This is a genomic window from Corynebacterium sp. LaCa_70 (genome assembly GCF_058182015.1).
In genome coordinates, this window is record NZ_CP190914.1 from 1,683,861 (window position 1) to 1,698,043 (window position 14,183).

14 protein-coding genes are annotated in these 14,183 nt (G+C 55.6%); 6 read left to right on the forward strand and 8 right to left on the reverse strand.

Going from position 1 to position 14,183, the window contains the following annotated elements; genetic code table 11:
* The first annotated feature begins 66 nt into the window (after positions 1-66).
* Positions 67-576: a 2'-5' RNA ligase family protein gene (locus ACP8MI_RS07635; protein WP_026167850.1), complete on the forward strand. Its 510-nt coding sequence runs from the start codon at positions 67-69 to the stop codon at positions 574-576.
* Positions 577-578: 2 nt separating this feature from the next.
* On the opposite strand, the gene hepT is transcribed toward ACP8MI_RS07635, so the two are convergent.
* Entirely contained in the window at positions 579-1,013 is a 435-nt protein-coding gene (gene hepT, locus ACP8MI_RS07640; protein ID WP_018120438.1) for a type VII toxin-antitoxin system HepT family RNase toxin, read from the reverse strand.
* Positions 1,010-1,441, reverse strand: coding sequence for a nucleotidyltransferase domain-containing protein (locus tag ACP8MI_RS07645; RefSeq protein WP_018120437.1), 432 nt, complete (start codon positions 1,439-1,441; stop codon positions 1,010-1,012). Before ACP8MI_RS07645 ends, hepT begins: the two co-directional genes overlap by 4 nt.
* A 211-nt stretch (positions 1,442-1,652) precedes the next feature.
* On the opposite strand from ACP8MI_RS07645, the gene ACP8MI_RS07650 reads away from it, so the two are divergent.
* The 3 genes from ACP8MI_RS07650 to ACP8MI_RS07660 all read left to right on the forward strand — a co-directional run bounded on the left by ACP8MI_RS07650 (position 1,653) and on the right by ACP8MI_RS07660 (position 3,388).
* Complete coding sequence (locus ACP8MI_RS07650) at positions 1,653-2,744, forward strand: 2,3-butanediol dehydrogenase (protein WP_018120436.1); 1,092 nt, start codon at positions 1,653-1,655, stop codon at positions 2,742-2,744.
* Positions 2,745-2,835: 91 nt separating this feature from the next.
* On the forward strand, positions 2,836-3,189 hold the full coding sequence (locus ACP8MI_RS07655; protein WP_126843607.1) for a hypothetical protein: 354 nt from the start codon (positions 2,836-2,838) through the stop codon (positions 3,187-3,189).
* Positions 3,146-3,388 (forward strand): hypothetical protein, encoded by a 243-nt coding sequence (locus tag ACP8MI_RS07660; protein WP_018120435.1) that lies wholly within the window; start codon positions 3,146-3,148, stop codon positions 3,386-3,388. Before ACP8MI_RS07655 ends, ACP8MI_RS07660 begins: the two co-directional genes overlap by 44 nt.
* Before the next feature lies 1 nt (position 3,389).
* Here the strand turns inward: ACP8MI_RS07660 and ACP8MI_RS07665 are convergent, their stop codons facing one another.
* Positions 3,390-4,706: an acid phosphatase gene (locus ACP8MI_RS07665; protein ID WP_018120434.1), complete on the reverse strand. Its 1,317-nt coding sequence runs from the start codon at positions 4,704-4,706 to the stop codon at positions 3,390-3,392.
* A 346-nt stretch (positions 4,707-5,052) separates the two neighbouring features.
* Entirely contained in the window at positions 5,053-5,865 is an 813-nt protein-coding gene (locus tag ACP8MI_RS07670) for a GTP pyrophosphokinase (RefSeq protein WP_026167849.1), read from the reverse strand.
* Positions 5,866-5,985: 120 nt separating this feature from the next.
* Between ACP8MI_RS07670 and ACP8MI_RS07675 the strand changes: the two genes are divergently transcribed.
* A complete protein-coding gene (locus ACP8MI_RS07675; protein ID WP_018120431.1) occupies positions 5,986-6,894 on the forward strand; it encodes a S1 family peptidase in 909 nt (302 codons plus the stop codon).
* A gap of 48 nt (positions 6,895-6,942) precedes the next feature.
* On the opposite strand, the gene ACP8MI_RS07680 is transcribed toward ACP8MI_RS07675, so the two are convergent.
* The 4 genes from ACP8MI_RS07680 to ACP8MI_RS07695 form a co-directional block, all read right to left on the reverse strand.
* Positions 6,943-7,641, reverse strand: coding sequence for an alpha-ketoglutarate-dependent dioxygenase AlkB family protein (locus ACP8MI_RS07680; RefSeq protein ID WP_049148122.1), 699 nt, complete (start codon positions 7,639-7,641; stop codon positions 6,943-6,945).
* A 144-nt stretch (positions 7,642-7,785) separates the two neighbouring features.
* Complete coding sequence (locus ACP8MI_RS07685; protein WP_018120429.1) at positions 7,786-10,167, reverse strand: Rib/alpha-like domain-containing protein; 2,382 nt, start codon at positions 10,165-10,167, stop codon at positions 7,786-7,788.
* A 273-nt stretch (positions 10,168-10,440) separates the two neighbouring features.
* Positions 10,441-11,664: an amidohydrolase gene (locus ACP8MI_RS07690; RefSeq protein ID WP_490290634.1), complete on the reverse strand. Its 1,224-nt coding sequence runs from the start codon at positions 11,662-11,664 to the stop codon at positions 10,441-10,443.
* A 12-nt stretch (positions 11,665-11,676) separates the two neighbouring features.
* Positions 11,677-12,984 (reverse strand): DUF3100 domain-containing protein, encoded by a 1,308-nt coding sequence (locus tag ACP8MI_RS07695; RefSeq protein ID WP_021353765.1) that lies wholly within the window; start codon positions 12,982-12,984, stop codon positions 11,677-11,679.
* Between the two features lie 830 nt (positions 12,985-13,814).
* Here ACP8MI_RS07695 and ACP8MI_RS07700 point away from each other — a divergent pair.
* The gene (locus ACP8MI_RS07700) at positions 13,815-14,087 is read left to right on the forward strand and encodes a type IIL restriction-modification enzyme MmeI (protein WP_490290635.1); all 273 of its coding nucleotides are present in this window, start codon (positions 13,815-13,817) and stop codon (positions 14,085-14,087) included.
* The last annotated feature ends 96 nt before the right edge of the window (positions 14,088-14,183 follow it).

Consider the following 14,183-nt stretch of genomic DNA (forward strand, 5'->3'; position numbering starts at 1 on the left):
CGCAGGTGGTCGGCTGACTTTGCTCGCCGACACTGCTATTACTGGGTGCTATGAGTGGTGATTGGCGTGAGTAAAAATTCCCCGGACAATATCCTGCTCTATTTGCCGGAAAAGCAGGAGCAGCACATCCGCGAGATCTTCGCTGGTTTGGCTGACCGTGGCTTTCCGGTGCAAAACCAGCGCCCGCATATCACGGTGACGTTTTCCGCGGCGATGGATCCCAGCGTCGTCGAGTTGGCTGCCGAGTTATTGCCCGCGGTGATCCCGGCGCAGTTTCGCCGGGTGGGCAACGTCATCTTCGGTACTAAGAGCAAACAGACCGTGGCGTGGTTGTTGCAGACCACCCGGGAATTAGAAATTGCCGCCAGCACAATCAGCGCAGCCAACCCGGATGGCCACGGCCCGTTGTGGACTCCTCACCTGACCATGGGTTTGCGCCTGCCCCGCAAAGACATTCCCGGTTATTTGCAGGCCATGGATGAGCTGACCTCATCGCATTTCAAAGAACTCACTGCAGTGGAAGCCGCGTATTGGCGCCCGAGGACGCAAGAAAAACGTCTACTCGCGGGTGGCTAGCATTATTTTCCAGCTAGCCACCCGGCGACAGAATTCACATACTGGCCATAGAGTTGGAGCACACGCGGAATCGACTCCGCAATTATGTCTAGATCAACTTCGACGTATTGGTGCGTAATAATGTTGCGCAACGCTGCACTCTTAGAGAAGTCTTGCTCGAGTTCTTTAGGCAAGATTCCAGCGCGGATTAGCGTTTCAAAACCGCGCCGACTATTTGAATCCACGATATCCAAAGTCGTCGTAGCAATATGCTGGTTAATGTCGGTAGAAAGGTCAATTATTTGCTGGATCATGAAGAACACTGCATACATTTCCGACAAATTAGCGCGCAAATGGTCTGCTTCAACGTGCTGATATTTTTCTAATTCGCCCAGCAGACGTCGAAGTGATTCGAGCCGTTTTTGCACAGTGCCGTACTGAAATTCTTTCGGTGTCATGAAGCTAAGCTCCGCAGTGCGTATTCACGCCGATAAGCAGTATTGATATATTCCCGAGCTGCCATCATTTGCAGATTGCCGTACTTAGAATTAGACGGATCCACCAGTAATTCACATTTCTGCAGGGCTTCATAACGAGCAACATCATCAGCCAAATCCAAATTCATAAAGTCCATGGTGTCCCCAGCATCGACCCCGTATCGGACATAAAACGCCGTGGCTACGTCGAGAAGATTCGGCCTGTCTTCTTTGGGGCGAGAAAAATCAACTGAATAAGCAAGATCCACATCCCCCGCACTGTGAGCATCAGTACGTGCACTTCCGAATAAAACCAGCAAGTCAATACCCAGTTCTAAGCAGAACGATTCCAGCGAGCCATCTTTGACTTCGCTGCGCAACCTGGCAACGATTTCTGTGGGGGTACTCATAGTGCAACTCTAGCAAGCAACGTCTCTGGTTTTTGCGGCACAGTCTTCGTGATAAAAAACATACGCCAATCACACGCTACTGCTTATATGATGGGGATCATAAGGTTTCGGAATTTATAGTACATCATCCGTCGCTATTCGTCCGATTTGCAGCCTGGCCAGGCGACCGCCGCAGGCTGCGTATACACGCGCCCTGATCTGAGGAGGCACCATGAAAGCAGCACGTTTCTACGACCGCAAAGATATCCGCATCGAAGATATCGAGCCACAAGAATTGCAGCCCGGAACGGCACGCGTCGATGTCGCCTGGTGTGGAATTTGTGGCACTGATTTGCACGAATACCTCGACGGGCCGATCTTTTGCCCTTCACACGGCAACCCACACCCCATCAGCGGCGAAGAACCACCAGTGACGATGGGCCACGAATTCTGTGGCGTGATCTCCGAAGTAGCCGATGATATCGATGACCTGGCCGTGGGCGATCACGTCGTTGTCGAGCCCTACATCATCAGTGAAGACGTCAATACCGGCCCAGAGTCCAAGACTTACCACCTGTCGGAAAACATGAACTTCATTGGCTTGGGCGGCCGCGGCGGCGGGCTAGCGGAAAATGTCGTCGTCAAGCGTCGGTGGATCCACAAGATCAGCGATAAGGTTTCCCTCGATCACGCCGCGCTCATTGAACCGCTGACCGTGGGTTACCACGCCGTGGAGCGCGCCGGTGTTGGTGAGGATTCCGCGGGTCAGGTCGCACTGATCGGTGGCGCGGGCCCGATTGGTTTGCTCACCGCGGCTGTGCTGAAGGCTTTTGGCGTGACCGTCGTCGTCTCTGAGCTGTCCAAAGCCCGTCGCGAAAAGGCCCTGGAGACCGGCGTTGCTGATCATGCGCTGAACCCTGAGGAAGTCGACGTCGTCAAGAAAGTACACGAGCTGACCGACGGTGTTGGTGCCGATGTGGCTTTCGAATGCACCTCGGTTCCTGCGGTGATGACCACGCTGATGGATGCACTGCGGCCGCGCGGTGTGCTGCAGATCGTTTCGATTTGGGGCAAACCTGCTGAGGTCGATTTGAACAAGATCGTGCTGAAGGAACTGGATGTGCGCGGCACCATCGGTTACGTAAACAATCACCCGCAGGCGATCAAGCTGGTCGAAGATGGACGCGTTGATTTGACTCCGTTCGTCACCGCGCGCATCGGTTTGGATGAGCTTATCGACGAAGGCTTCGACACGCTGATCCACCGGAATGAAACCGCCGTGAAGATTTTGGTTTCGCCATCGGGCAAGGGGCTGGATAAATAGCACTTTCTGATTGAGTCTCTCCCTCCCCCGGTCTTCTCTGAGCTATGCTTTATTGTGAGCTACAGCTTGTGAGAATACTCGGGGGATTTTTATGGATACGGCAGATATAGTTCTGCAAGCAGCACAGCTAGTTGTTGCATTAGCAGGCCTTATAGGGCTAGTTGTCACCATTCAACAGCGAACGAACAGCGATAATCGTTCGGAATGGTGGAAGCGCTACACCTGGTCAATCGAAAATATCGCTAATGACAATGAACGAGTTCGTAGCGCCGCCTGGCAGAATACGAAAGCCTTATACCAAAGCTCACTCATTACGAAAACCGAAAAAGCACTAATTGCTGGTCTTGCCTTAGAAACATTGACCGACGATAATCGAGAGCAAGACGATACAGGAGGTAGCGATGCCCCAAGAAACCAATCCTCGAGTACGCCAAACGATTGCTGAAGTCGCAGTAGAAGGCACGAAGTTCACCGGCGAAATTCTTCCTCGCTATGTTTATGAACTCGCCGGTGCGCCGGTGCCTCCAGAAGCTACCGATGAACTCCAGCGGGGCACAAGCACTCCAGCCGACACCAGCATTGGTACAAAGCTTAAACATTGGTGGCGCCGAAACTGGAACACCCACCTCATCTTCGACGACTAACTTATTTCACCACTACTTCCCCGCCCGCGTCGATGCTTACCTGTGCATTCCAGGCGCGGGCTAGATTAATTCGCTGCCAGTCCCCTTTGGCTGGGTCGCGATCATCCAGTGGGTAGCCGGACGGCAAGGCGGTGTGGCGCAGTACTTCAGCACGCTGCTCGTAGCTGAGCTCTGGGAAGCGGGTTTCCAGTAACGCTGGTGCCGCTGTGGGGACGTTCACCGGTTCATCGGTCGCGAAAATTGGTGTGAAGCCGTAGGTCATGCGTCGTGTGTAATCGGCTTCTGCTTGCTGGTCGCTGAGCGCATGCGAGTCTTCGGCAATCATCTCGGCAAAAGGTTTGCCCGCACGCCATTCCATCTCTGCGACGATCTCCTCACGCGCCTGCAGCAGCGCATCACGCATTTTTGGATCATTCCACCGATCCGCCGCAGCTGCCTGCCCGGTCATGCGGCCGCCGATGACGTCCAGTGGGAAGTGCACGCCCATCACCAGTCGCGATTCGCCAGCCTCAGAACCGCGAGCCAGCAATTGCGTACCCACCTCCGGCAGCATCATGGCCAGCAGCGTGGTAATCCACGTCGCCTGGTTAGTGTGCCCGGACGGGAAGGATTTGCTAGAGCCGTCGTAGAGGGCACGTTCCGGTGACTCATGGCGCTGAATGCGCTCCGGGGCTTGCACGAATGGGCGATCGTTATTGAACAGCAGCTTTTCCGCGCGACCCCAGCTAGCGATTCCACCGGCGCGAGCAGCATAGCCGTTGCCCAGTAGAAACTCGGTCTTCGGCAGCCGCTTTTCCTGTAACGCAGCCAGAAAATGCCGGCCGAATTCGTCGCCAAGAGCCTCAGCTGCGGTAAAAAGCACGCCGTCTTTATCTGCCAGGGCATCGCGAATGGCCTTGTCGACGCGCTGTTGGTGCGCATTATTGTTGTACTCGGCGACGATGTTCAGGTTTTTCTGCATCACCTCCGGGTGGTTACTGCGCAGGTCTTTAAACTCCCGCACCACCTCGTAATAGATGCCGTACTGGTAAGAAGACACATCGGAGACGTAACCGGTGAGGTAGCTGACATCGAAAGGCTGCGGCACCGGGGCGCCCGCGTGATGTTGTGGACTCGCTCCGATCGAGCTCAGCGGGCTGTGTTCTGGCCCCGCACCGTGCTCGCTGGAGAGTTTCGGGGCAGGCAATTGTAGCTGTGGAATCTCAAATGGGAGTGCCAGGTGCGTGGTGTTTTGTGTCTCGCTTGCCTGGGGGCTCATTTCTGCTGCCGCGGCCGGTGAGCCGGAGGCGTCCGACGCCACAAAATTAGGAACTGCCACGAGGCTTCCTGTAACAATGGCGACGGCTAGCGGAGCGGGGACACGGCCCCTGTGCGCAACAAACGATTTCACGAGACTTTGCCTAATCATTCAAAGTGGAGATCAGGTATCATTCACCAAAATGAATTTAAGCTGCAGAAAAATACCGTGAGTGGGATAGCCGCAAGTGATCTTCGCTCTCACAAGCAACTGCGACAACCTCGAGATCAGGGTCATCATTCACGGCGTCCAATTCAAGGCGCTTCATTGTTGCTTCTGACAGCGAATCATATTCGAGGATATCTAGCTTCCCGGAACGCCGATGATACTGAATAAGATATGATGCCATAACGATTGCCCTTCCGTATCAGTCTCGATGTCGCTGTTGCCGAAGCTCGGCCCGGATACAGGAAAGCTTATCATCGATCTGATCCCGAAGCTTTCGGGCCACATCATAACGCTTAGACAACTCCTTGTCTGTAAGGAGTTCATACTCAGCTATAACCTGTGACGTTTCAAAAAGCTGCCCCACAATATCCTTCGCATCCAGAGGCAAACTTGCCCCTTCATGGAGATAGCGAATTTCTCTTCCGAAAATATCAGCAGCTTCTTCATAGTAGTTTGCCCATTTAGATTGCCAAGCCGTCCGGATCTGCATCTCGCTTCTACCAGCATTACCTCGGATATGGAGGTGAATAGCGCGATATCCCGAGTGGGGTTCATCCCGACAATCCCTGATATCTACACGCTTCGCACCCCTCTTTTCGAATCCGCGCTTAAAAACTTCTGCAACTTCTGTTTGCTCAGTCAGCGACAGATCGCAATCAAACCTAATGCCAGCTACATCTTGAATGTTCATTAACGGCGTGGTCTGCAACCTTTGCAGTTTTTCAAGCAAGGTGTCTTTAGTCTTTACTCGTGCGGATAATAAGTACGAACCCGAGTCTGGGGTCACGGCATCACCTGCAGGACTGATGTTCATCATGAATCCAGACGTAATTTGCTCTGTAATCGAGAGTAATTCTTCGACATACACTGCATTAAACGCGATGTATTCATTAATCACTTTGACTTCAAAGTCTTGACCATCACGCCAAAGACTTCCGTGTTTATTTACTCGGCTTTTAGAAAACGGCGGATTCTCGCCCAGAAAATTCGCGCTTTTTCGGCTTGAATTCATCCCACCCCTACAGAGACGTAATTAGTCAAAATATTGAGCATCTTGCGATAGCTGAATTCTAACAACTGTGAATATTATTCACTTACAAAACATACTGATTGCTAGTACTAAGATAACGGTATGCGGAAAATAACCATCCTTGCTGCAGCAAGCTTGCTGGGTATTGCGGGTACCAGCGGTGTTCTTGCTGCGGGAACAGCCGCCGCGTTGACGAATGGCACGCCCGTCTCCCCTGAGGACGATACCGCTGCCGGAGTAGTGCAGGTAGCTAGTTGTACTGGCACCGTGGTTGCCCCTCACTGGGTGCTGACCGCTCAGCATTGCGTCGAGGTGCCCAATTTGCAGCGGTCGATCTATGTTGGCACCACCCGAGAGCAGCAACATCGGGAAGAAAATAAGTTCACCTCGGATTATGCAGTGTGGGCACCGCACGGCGATGTGGCGCTGGCCCATGTCACCGATGCGCTGCCGCAGCGTCTGGTCCGCGAGGTTCGCCGCACACCTGTGAGCTTTGGCGAACAAGGACGCGTGTACGGCTGGGGTGCTGGCACCGGCGAGACGCTGCAGTATTCCCGCGCTGCGGTTGGCAAAACCACTTCTGGAGTTCGGCCGCAAGGCAACGAGCATGATGCATTCGTCGTGCAGTATTTGGACGAGGCCAGGGCCGGGCGTGGCGATTCTGGTGGGCCGCTTTTTATCGACGATGAGGTTGCCGGGGTGACCTCGTTTAAAGCTCCTCAAGGTGGTGGGCGCTACTCGCTGTTTGCTTCGCTGCATGGGCTGGGTGATTGGATTGCGCAGACCACCGCTACCCCAACGCAGCCGAGCACTGGCGACGCTCCAGCTGAGAATGCCCCGCACCACAATGGCCCCGTCGCCAAGCCCGAGAACCCGAATTCCAAGAATCTACAGCCCCAGAATCCACGGTCCGAGAATTCGCAGCCCAAGCAACCACGCGGACCGCAAGCCACGCCAGGCCGTAGCGGAGCTGGTGGCGGTGGCTCCAGCCTGGGTCTGTCGTCTTCTTAGCAAGTCTGCATCCACGGTTCCCTAGGCAATCTTTGAGCAAATCCCTGTTTAACGCCCCTGCCCCTTCGGCGCCGCAGAAACCTGCCGGATGGTGATGTTGATCCGGCCTTGTTCCAGCCCACAGCCGTCGGGAAGCGTGGCATCGTTCACGCGCACTACCCCGTGATAAGCAAAACGCTTCGGCCCGCCGAAAACCACCAGGTCGCCGGAGCACAGCGTCACATCGTCCCAGGGCTGGGTTCGCGATTCGGTATGCCCCATGCGGAACAACGCTTCGTCGCCAATGGAGAGCGAAATGACCGGCGCCCGGGATTCCTCAAATTCGTCGACGTGCATGCCCATCCCGGAGCCCGGCGGATAGTAGTTGACCAGCACCATCTCTGGCACGAAGGTCCCTACCCACGGGGCTAATTCTTCGGCAACCCCCGCTGCCGCGCGCAACGCTACCGGCGCCAACGCCACCAGGCTTTCTGGCACTGGCGGAACGGTGGTGCCAGCAATCTTGTCGACGTACCGGTAACTCGGATAGTGCCAGTACCTGCCTAAATGCAGCTGGTACACGCTCATTTGCCCGCCGGATTTTAACGTCGGGCGCAGCATCGCCATCGGAGTATCTGCGTACGTGCGGGCGATCTCACGGACCTCGTGCACTAGCTTTGCTTGCTTGTCGACGCCCAACCACCCCGGCAGGTGCGCCACGCCCGGCGCGATGCGCTCACTCGGGCGCGGTAGAGAATCAAAGAGCATGCTCTCACCGTATCGGCTGCTGTGGGCTGTGTCGACGGGCGCCACCCGACAGCGGGCAGCAACCGCGCGAGTCGACACGTGCTCGCCCGGGGGTGGGCAGCAACTGCTCAGCGGGCGGCTCCCCAGCGACGAGTGCATCCCCGTCTATAGGCGAATCCCGATTCCTTTTAGCATCTCAGTGACGCTGTGCTTCAGTTGTGCAAAGCCTGGATCGTTATTCAGCAAATGAATAATTCCACCAAATACTGCCGCGATTACGCCGAGTCCGGTGATGACCCGCAAAATTTTGGCAAGCGCGGTATCCGGCTGCTCTGTTGCTGGTTGGTCATCGACAACGATGATGGTTGTGACCTCGTCCGCCGAGCCGTCTGGGTAGGTCGCCACAATAGTGGCGGTTTGTATTCCCGGACGGGAGGTATCGAGCGGTGTTTTCCAAGCATAGGTGGTGCCTGCCGGCAATTGCGCAGTATTTGTCAGGGCATCTTCTGCCTGGACGGCTGCATCAGGTGCAACTGTGACTGAGGTGTGTGGTGCGGGCGAATATTCTTCCGCCATGGTCTTTCCAGGTTTCGCGTCTGGGGTTGCGGAATCCTGATTATCCCCATGATCGCTGCCTACTGGCGCATCAGCGACCGGGATTTTGGCAGTCAGCTTGATCGGTGCGGGTGCTTTATCCGCATCCAGGCTAGCGCCCGTGGTGTACCACCATGCCCGGGTGTCCGGGGAAAGATAATCGATGAATTCTTTCGGCCACGAGTTGGGATATTGCTTCTCTTCTCCCTGATAGGCGCGTCCATAGAATTCTGGTGTTGCTTCGAAGGCGATTTCTCCACCGACAATATCTATTGTCGAAGAGCTAAACGTGGCGACGGTGACGCGCTTGTAGCCCTCGCTCTTTTTATCTTCGTAGACTGACCAAGCAACGTCCATGGTCAAGGCACCGGAGCCGTCTGCATTGACCTGTAATTCGGGATTACCCATCGTCGTAATTACATGCGGGGCGAGCGTGGGATAATGCTTGATTCGGAAACCGTTGCCAAAAGACACGTGCATTTGTTTAGTGGTTTTATCGAACCATCCTTGGGCGCGAGTGAAGCTTGGCAGATAGTTATCCACTGTCACTGCTTCGCCTAAGGCTTCTACTGACCACGCCTTCAGGTATTCGTTGATTCCCCAGCGCAAATTCGCCTCTTTTACGTCGACGGCGCTAGCCGGTTTGTGGACTGCTGCATCCTGGGGTTGTTCCGGGCCGTTCCAGCCTGTGCTGTCGGCGTCGACTGGTGGTTTCTGGTTCTCGTCGGCGGGCTGCAAGGGGGTAATCGCCGGTGTTGGCCCGGTTCGGTGCAGCTGGCTTACTCGGGAACGTTCTTTATAGGGGTGTGAAACGTAGGCGACATCGCCCGTGGAGTTTCCGGTAACGACAGCAAGATTGGCTTCGCCTGTACCGTAGCCGCTCGTGACGCCCAGCTCAGTAAAATCGATCTTTTCGGCAACAGTCCAGGTTTCTGGGCTCACGACTGACACACGGTTGTCGTCAGCTGCTGCCGCATAAATTTCGTGTGTGCGCGGGTTAACGTGTAGCGAGTTAACCTTGGTTCCGACCTCGATCGGCGTGCCGAGGAATTTGCCGGTCGCTGCATCGAGTGTGAGTATCTTGCTTTCTGTGAACTCGTCTTGCAAAGTTGGCTTGACGACGATGTACAGGTGCCCGAGTTCTGCGTCATAAGCTAGCTCGTATGGGCGCCCGCCTACTGCAACCCCCTGAAAACTGGTTTCCGCGACGGGAATAGCCAGGTCTTGTACCCATTGTTTGGCTGCGGTGTTGTACCCAGTGATGACGTTTTCGCGGCCTGCGCTGATCCACAGCATCTTGCGGGTTGCATCATAGACTAGGCCATTAATCGACGGGTATTTTTCCGTGCTAACGGGGATCGGCGCGCTCACGGTTGCGTTCGTGGGATCTACATGAACCAGGGATTTCGAATCGTAGATGTAGATTGCACCGGTATCTGTGTCTTCCGCCATACCCTTCGGGAACTTCGGGGTCCCAGAAATCTGGCGTACCACGGTTCCGTCATCTGCATTAAAGACGGTGAGTTTTCCCTCGCGTTGGTGTAGAGCGTAGATATATTTTCCGTCGTTGCTCAGGGAGATCTGTACTAGCGCTTCTTTGCTTGGAGCCCAGTACACGGTCTCAGATGGTTTCTGAGTTTCCAAGTCGAACCACGTTATTCCGCTGGGGCTCTCCCCTAACTTGTCGACGGCTACCCAGCCGCGTCCACGTTTTTCGTCGATGAGGATGTCTCTGGTGACTTCCCCGGCAGCAAACGTCGCAGTGACTTGATGGTTTTTGCTTTGTTGCTCTTTTTGCGGCGTTGACGCGGTTTCACTGTGTGGCACTTCACCGCGTGGTACTTCGCCGGGCGCTTTTTCACTATCCTGTGTTGTGCCACGTGCTACTTCTTGCGTCGCAGGTTGGGCAAAAGCTGGTTGTACAACGCTAAGGTGTATGCCGGCAACAGACATGCTTATTGTGGCCGCAATCCATATTTTGCGGAGGTTATGAGATTTTTGCACCAGATTAGCTTACCCTAAACAAACATTGTCCAACAAGCGCTACGCGCTTCGGTTTACACGTGCTCACCCCGGGGGTGGGCAGCAACTGCTCAGCAGGCGGCTCCCCGGCGACGAGCGTGCCCCCCGATATGTTTACGCAATCGACATTAGACATGTTTAATGTCGATTTTTCGCCTGAAAATCGACATTACTTTTAATCGAATAATCCAATCAATCGTCTGATCAGCGCAAATACTCACACGCTGCCGAGACCAACGCCCTGGTTCCGGTTTCTAGAGTCGGTTGCAGAACCGGCGCGAATTTCGGGCTGTGGTTCGGGATGCTCACTCCTTCCGGCGCGCCGCCTAGTAGCCAGAAGCAATAAGGTGCGCCGAAGGCGTCGGCAAGCACAGAGAAATCTTCCGAGGCCGTCAGTGGTTCGATGCGGTGCACGTTCTTCTCGCCCAGGTCACGCCCGAAGCTCGCGGTTAACCGGCTGGCCACTACGTCGTCGTTGTCTGTGACCGGGAAGGATTCGTAGTAGCGGAACTCCGGCTCCCGCGGCGCACCGGCAGCTGCGGCTTCCCCGCGAGTGATCCGCTCGATCGCCGCGAGGATCCGTGCGCGCACTGCTTCGTCATAGGCGCGCACGTTCAGCTTGAGCCGCGCAGTTTCCGGGATGACGTTCGGCCGTGTGCCAGCTTCCACGACACCGACGGTGACCACCCCGAATTCGTGCGGGCTCAGCTCACGCGCCACGATCGTCTGCAAGCGCTGCACCACGTGCGCTGCCAGCACAATCGGGTCGACACCCAGGTGTGGCATTGAACCGTGCGAGCCGCGCCCGTGCAGCGTGATGTCCACATTCACCGCCGTCGACATGAATGGCCCTGGCACCACGCCCACGTGCCCGGCTGGCACTGGGCCACAGAAAACGTGCTGCCCCAGCACCACATCTGGCTTGTCGACGCGTTCCACTAGCCCGTCGGCAACCATCGACTTTGAGCCCTCGCCGGTTTCTTCGCCCGGCTGGAACAGCAGTTGCAACCGGCCGGACCACTGCCCACGGTGGCGCATCATCAACGCCCCCATCGCCAGCAACGATGCCACGTGGCAATCGTGCCCGCACGCGTGCATGACGGGGACGGTCTTGCCTTCTGGGTTCACCGCCGTTGCCTTCGAGGCATAGTCCAGCCCGGTTTCCTCGCGCACCGGCAGCGCATCAAAATCTGCGCGCAGCATGACCGTCGCCCCAGGCCCATTGTCCAGCGTGCCGACAAGCCCGCCACCAATCTTGTCGACGCGGTACCCCAGTGCCTCCAGCTCACGAGCGATCACCCCGCGCGTGCGTACCTCCTGCATGCTCAGCTCGGGGTTGCGGTGCAGGTCCAGGTAAATCTCGGTTTGCCACTGCTCCACCGAGGCGTAATCGCCCATGATCGTAGTAACCGCGCTACCAGCATCCATGAAGTTTGCTCCTTACAACAACACATTCGCAATCGCGGCGGAACCCACGAAGGTGCCGGTGAACACCAGCAGTGCGATCACGGCAATCTGCACGCCGGATTTTTTGAAGATCGAGACTTCCGTGCGCGAGATCGCCAACCCAGAATACGTTAACGCCGGGGTGAGCAGAGCCAGCATATTCAGCTGATCCGTCGCGGCAATGAAAGCTTCCGACCATGGCAAAAACGGCAGCGCAGCCAGGATCGCAACCACGGAAATCCACGCCACGTTGGGCACTCCGATACGCACGTACTTCGTAATCAGCAGCCCGCCGATGCAGCAGACGTAGAGGATCACCATGCCCGGTGCGGCAGCCAGCGGGTTCACTCCGGAATTTACCCAGTTCACTACCAGCGCCAGCGCGCACACCCACACCAGCGCAGCCAGTACTGTGCGGATCGGCAGCTCGGTGTCGCCTTCTTGGCCGGATTCCCATTCTTCGTCGGTGTATGCGCTGAAGTTGCTTGCCGACGCCTTCTGCCGTCGCACTTTCGCCAGCACCGTGAACAGGCGTTCTGCTAGCGGTAGCGCGATGAACGCGGAGACGAATAATCCGGTGCCGTAGGTAAGCAGGTTGCTGGTGGCCGCGAAGGCGCTGATCTCGTTGGCGGCATCCGGCACGGTTTCTGCCAACGCCGTGGAGCACGCGCCCATCATGCTGCCGGAGCCCACGCCACAGGCCATGGCTAGCGAGCGAATATCGAATACCTCCCAGGAGGCGAATAGCCCGGCCACCAGCGAGAAGTAGACGCCGCCGAAGACGGTGCCCATAACGTAGACGCCCATCACGCCGATGCCTTCGGAGGATTTCAGACCGTATCTATCCGCAACCAGCGCGATGTTTGGTTCCCGCGCAATGGAGTGTGTTGCACCGATGGTTTCGCGCCCCATGTTGAACAGCAGCACGGCCACGGGCATGGCGATCAGCAGTGTGGCAACGTTGCCGAGTTCTTGCAGGATCAGCGCTGGCCCTGCTGCGATGATGTCACCGATTTGCGGGCCAATACCGATGGCGAATTTCGCCATGAACGGCATCATGCATATGAGAATCCACCGCGGCGCAATGGCCGCGCCTTGCTTGCCGACGACGTTGCCCAGACCAGAAACAATGTTCGGGTTGAACAGCAGTGAGAAGAAAAACGCGTACAGCAGCGGCAACAGAACTACCGTGCCGATGCCGATGTCGATCTGGATGATGCCGATGACTTCTGCCAGGCATGCGAGCACCAACACGACTAGGTGCAGGCGCCAATGCATCAGGCGTGCGATAGTTTCAGCCATATAAGGAATTTAACTAGATGAATAACACCGCACAAAATACTGTATTCACGCTGTGTGACAGCGTGAACATTGGTTAATTCATCGTCGTGGTCTTGTAACTCTCGATCGCCTCGCGAAGATATCTCCCGGTCGCTTCCCAACCTTTTTCTAAGCTCTCGGCTGGATCGTGAATCTGAGCTTCTCGAACGATCCTGCCGTCGCTCAAACGAGCGATCACCCGGCCATTCTGATTGTGCAGATGTGGAATCCTCATCTGACATCCTCTCTGATTCTGGGCTTTCAGGATTGATCACGGGCTTAAGTCGCGTTCAGAACGAAGCTCTTGATGCTCCCATTGTTACACGAAAAACCCGCCAAGGAAATGACTAGCATCTGATTGGCTTCGCTACCCCCAGCACCACCAACGCAATCTGTCGTTTAACTCGACACACCGAAAAACAACACATTTTGTCGTTTAGGACACATAACACAGCCCTCCTCTCATTTTAGCTGTTCTTAATGAGAAGCTTGGAGGAGGTTTCTGTTGGTTCTTAGTGTACTGCAGGCATTGAAAAATTCGCGAATGCACATACATAGCCACTAGCAACCCGAAATATCAATAACCCCGGCGATCTACTCCTACTTCCATAGTGCAGGGATCGTTCCGGGGCTTGCGACTTAAAGATTAACACTCCCAACATGAATAATCGAAGACCAGCCCCGTTTCGCTATCTCAATGGTTTCCTCTCCACGAATGTCACGGTACGCCCCACCATTCAACGCCATAAGCGCTACACCTTTGGAATATTCACCCCGCGCAGACTTATCTTGCCGACATTGAGCATCTCAAAGTGTTTCTCCGAAATTGTATCCACAATGCCCAAACCAGAAGATACAACGAACAATGGTTTGACGACGCCCAAGCTGTATGCCTCAACGTATTTTTCACTCGCTTATTCTACTGCTATTTCGCAGAAGACACCGGGCTATTCCGTGACGGCTCCTTCCCCAGGCTATTGCCTCGCATTCGCGTGAGGACGGCACAGGTACCAACCCGATCATCGAAGATGATCTTCGTCGCCTTCGATGTCGCCGATAAATCTGACTACCCTGCCCATCTGTAGGTTTTCCCCTACGTCAACGGTCGCTTATTCAGCGACGCCGAGCGCTTCCAGATACCGCATTTCGACGCTAAATCCCTGGATCTGTTGATTCGCCTG

What these genes read in the sequence shown, in the direction of transcription:
- hepT (WP_018120438.1), bottom strand. Translation starts at nt 1,013, where the DNA reads ATGACACCGAAAGAATTTCAGTACGGCACTGTGCAAAAACGGCTCGAA.
- ACP8MI_RS07645 (WP_018120437.1), bottom strand. Translation starts at nt 1,441, where the DNA reads ATGAGTACCCCCACAGAAATCGTTGCCAGGTTGCGCAGCGAAGTCAAA.
- ACP8MI_RS07650 (WP_018120436.1), top strand. Translation starts at nt 1,653, where the DNA reads ATGAAAGCAGCACGTTTCTACGACCGCAAAGATATCCGCATCGAAGAT.
- ACP8MI_RS07655 (WP_126843607.1), top strand. Translation starts at nt 2,836, where the DNA reads ATGGATACGGCAGATATAGTTCTGCAAGCAGCACAGCTAGTTGTTGCA.
- ACP8MI_RS07660 (WP_018120435.1), top strand. Translation starts at nt 3,146, where the DNA reads ATGCCCCAAGAAACCAATCCTCGAGTACGCCAAACGATTGCTGAAGTC.
- ACP8MI_RS07670 (WP_026167849.1), bottom strand. Translation starts at nt 5,865, where the DNA reads ATGAATTCAAGCCGAAAAAGCGCGAATTTTCTGGGCGAGAATCCGCCG.
- ACP8MI_RS07675 (WP_018120431.1), top strand. Translation starts at nt 5,986, where the DNA reads ATGCGGAAAATAACCATCCTTGCTGCAGCAAGCTTGCTGGGTATTGCG.
- ACP8MI_RS07680 (WP_049148122.1), bottom strand. Translation starts at nt 7,641, where the DNA reads ATGCTCTTTGATTCTCTACCGCGCCCGAGTGAGCGCATCGCGCCGGGC.
- ACP8MI_RS07685 (WP_018120429.1), bottom strand. Translation starts at nt 10,167, where the DNA reads ATGTCTGTTGCCGGCATACACCTTAGCGTTGTACAACCAGCTTTTGCC.
- ACP8MI_RS07690 (WP_490290634.1), bottom strand. Translation starts at nt 11,664, where the DNA reads ATGGATGCTGGTAGCGCGGTTACTACGATCATGGGCGATTACGCCTCG.
- ACP8MI_RS07695 (WP_021353765.1), bottom strand. Translation starts at nt 12,984, where the DNA reads ATGGCTGAAACTATCGCACGCCTGATGCATTGGCGCCTGCACCTAGTC.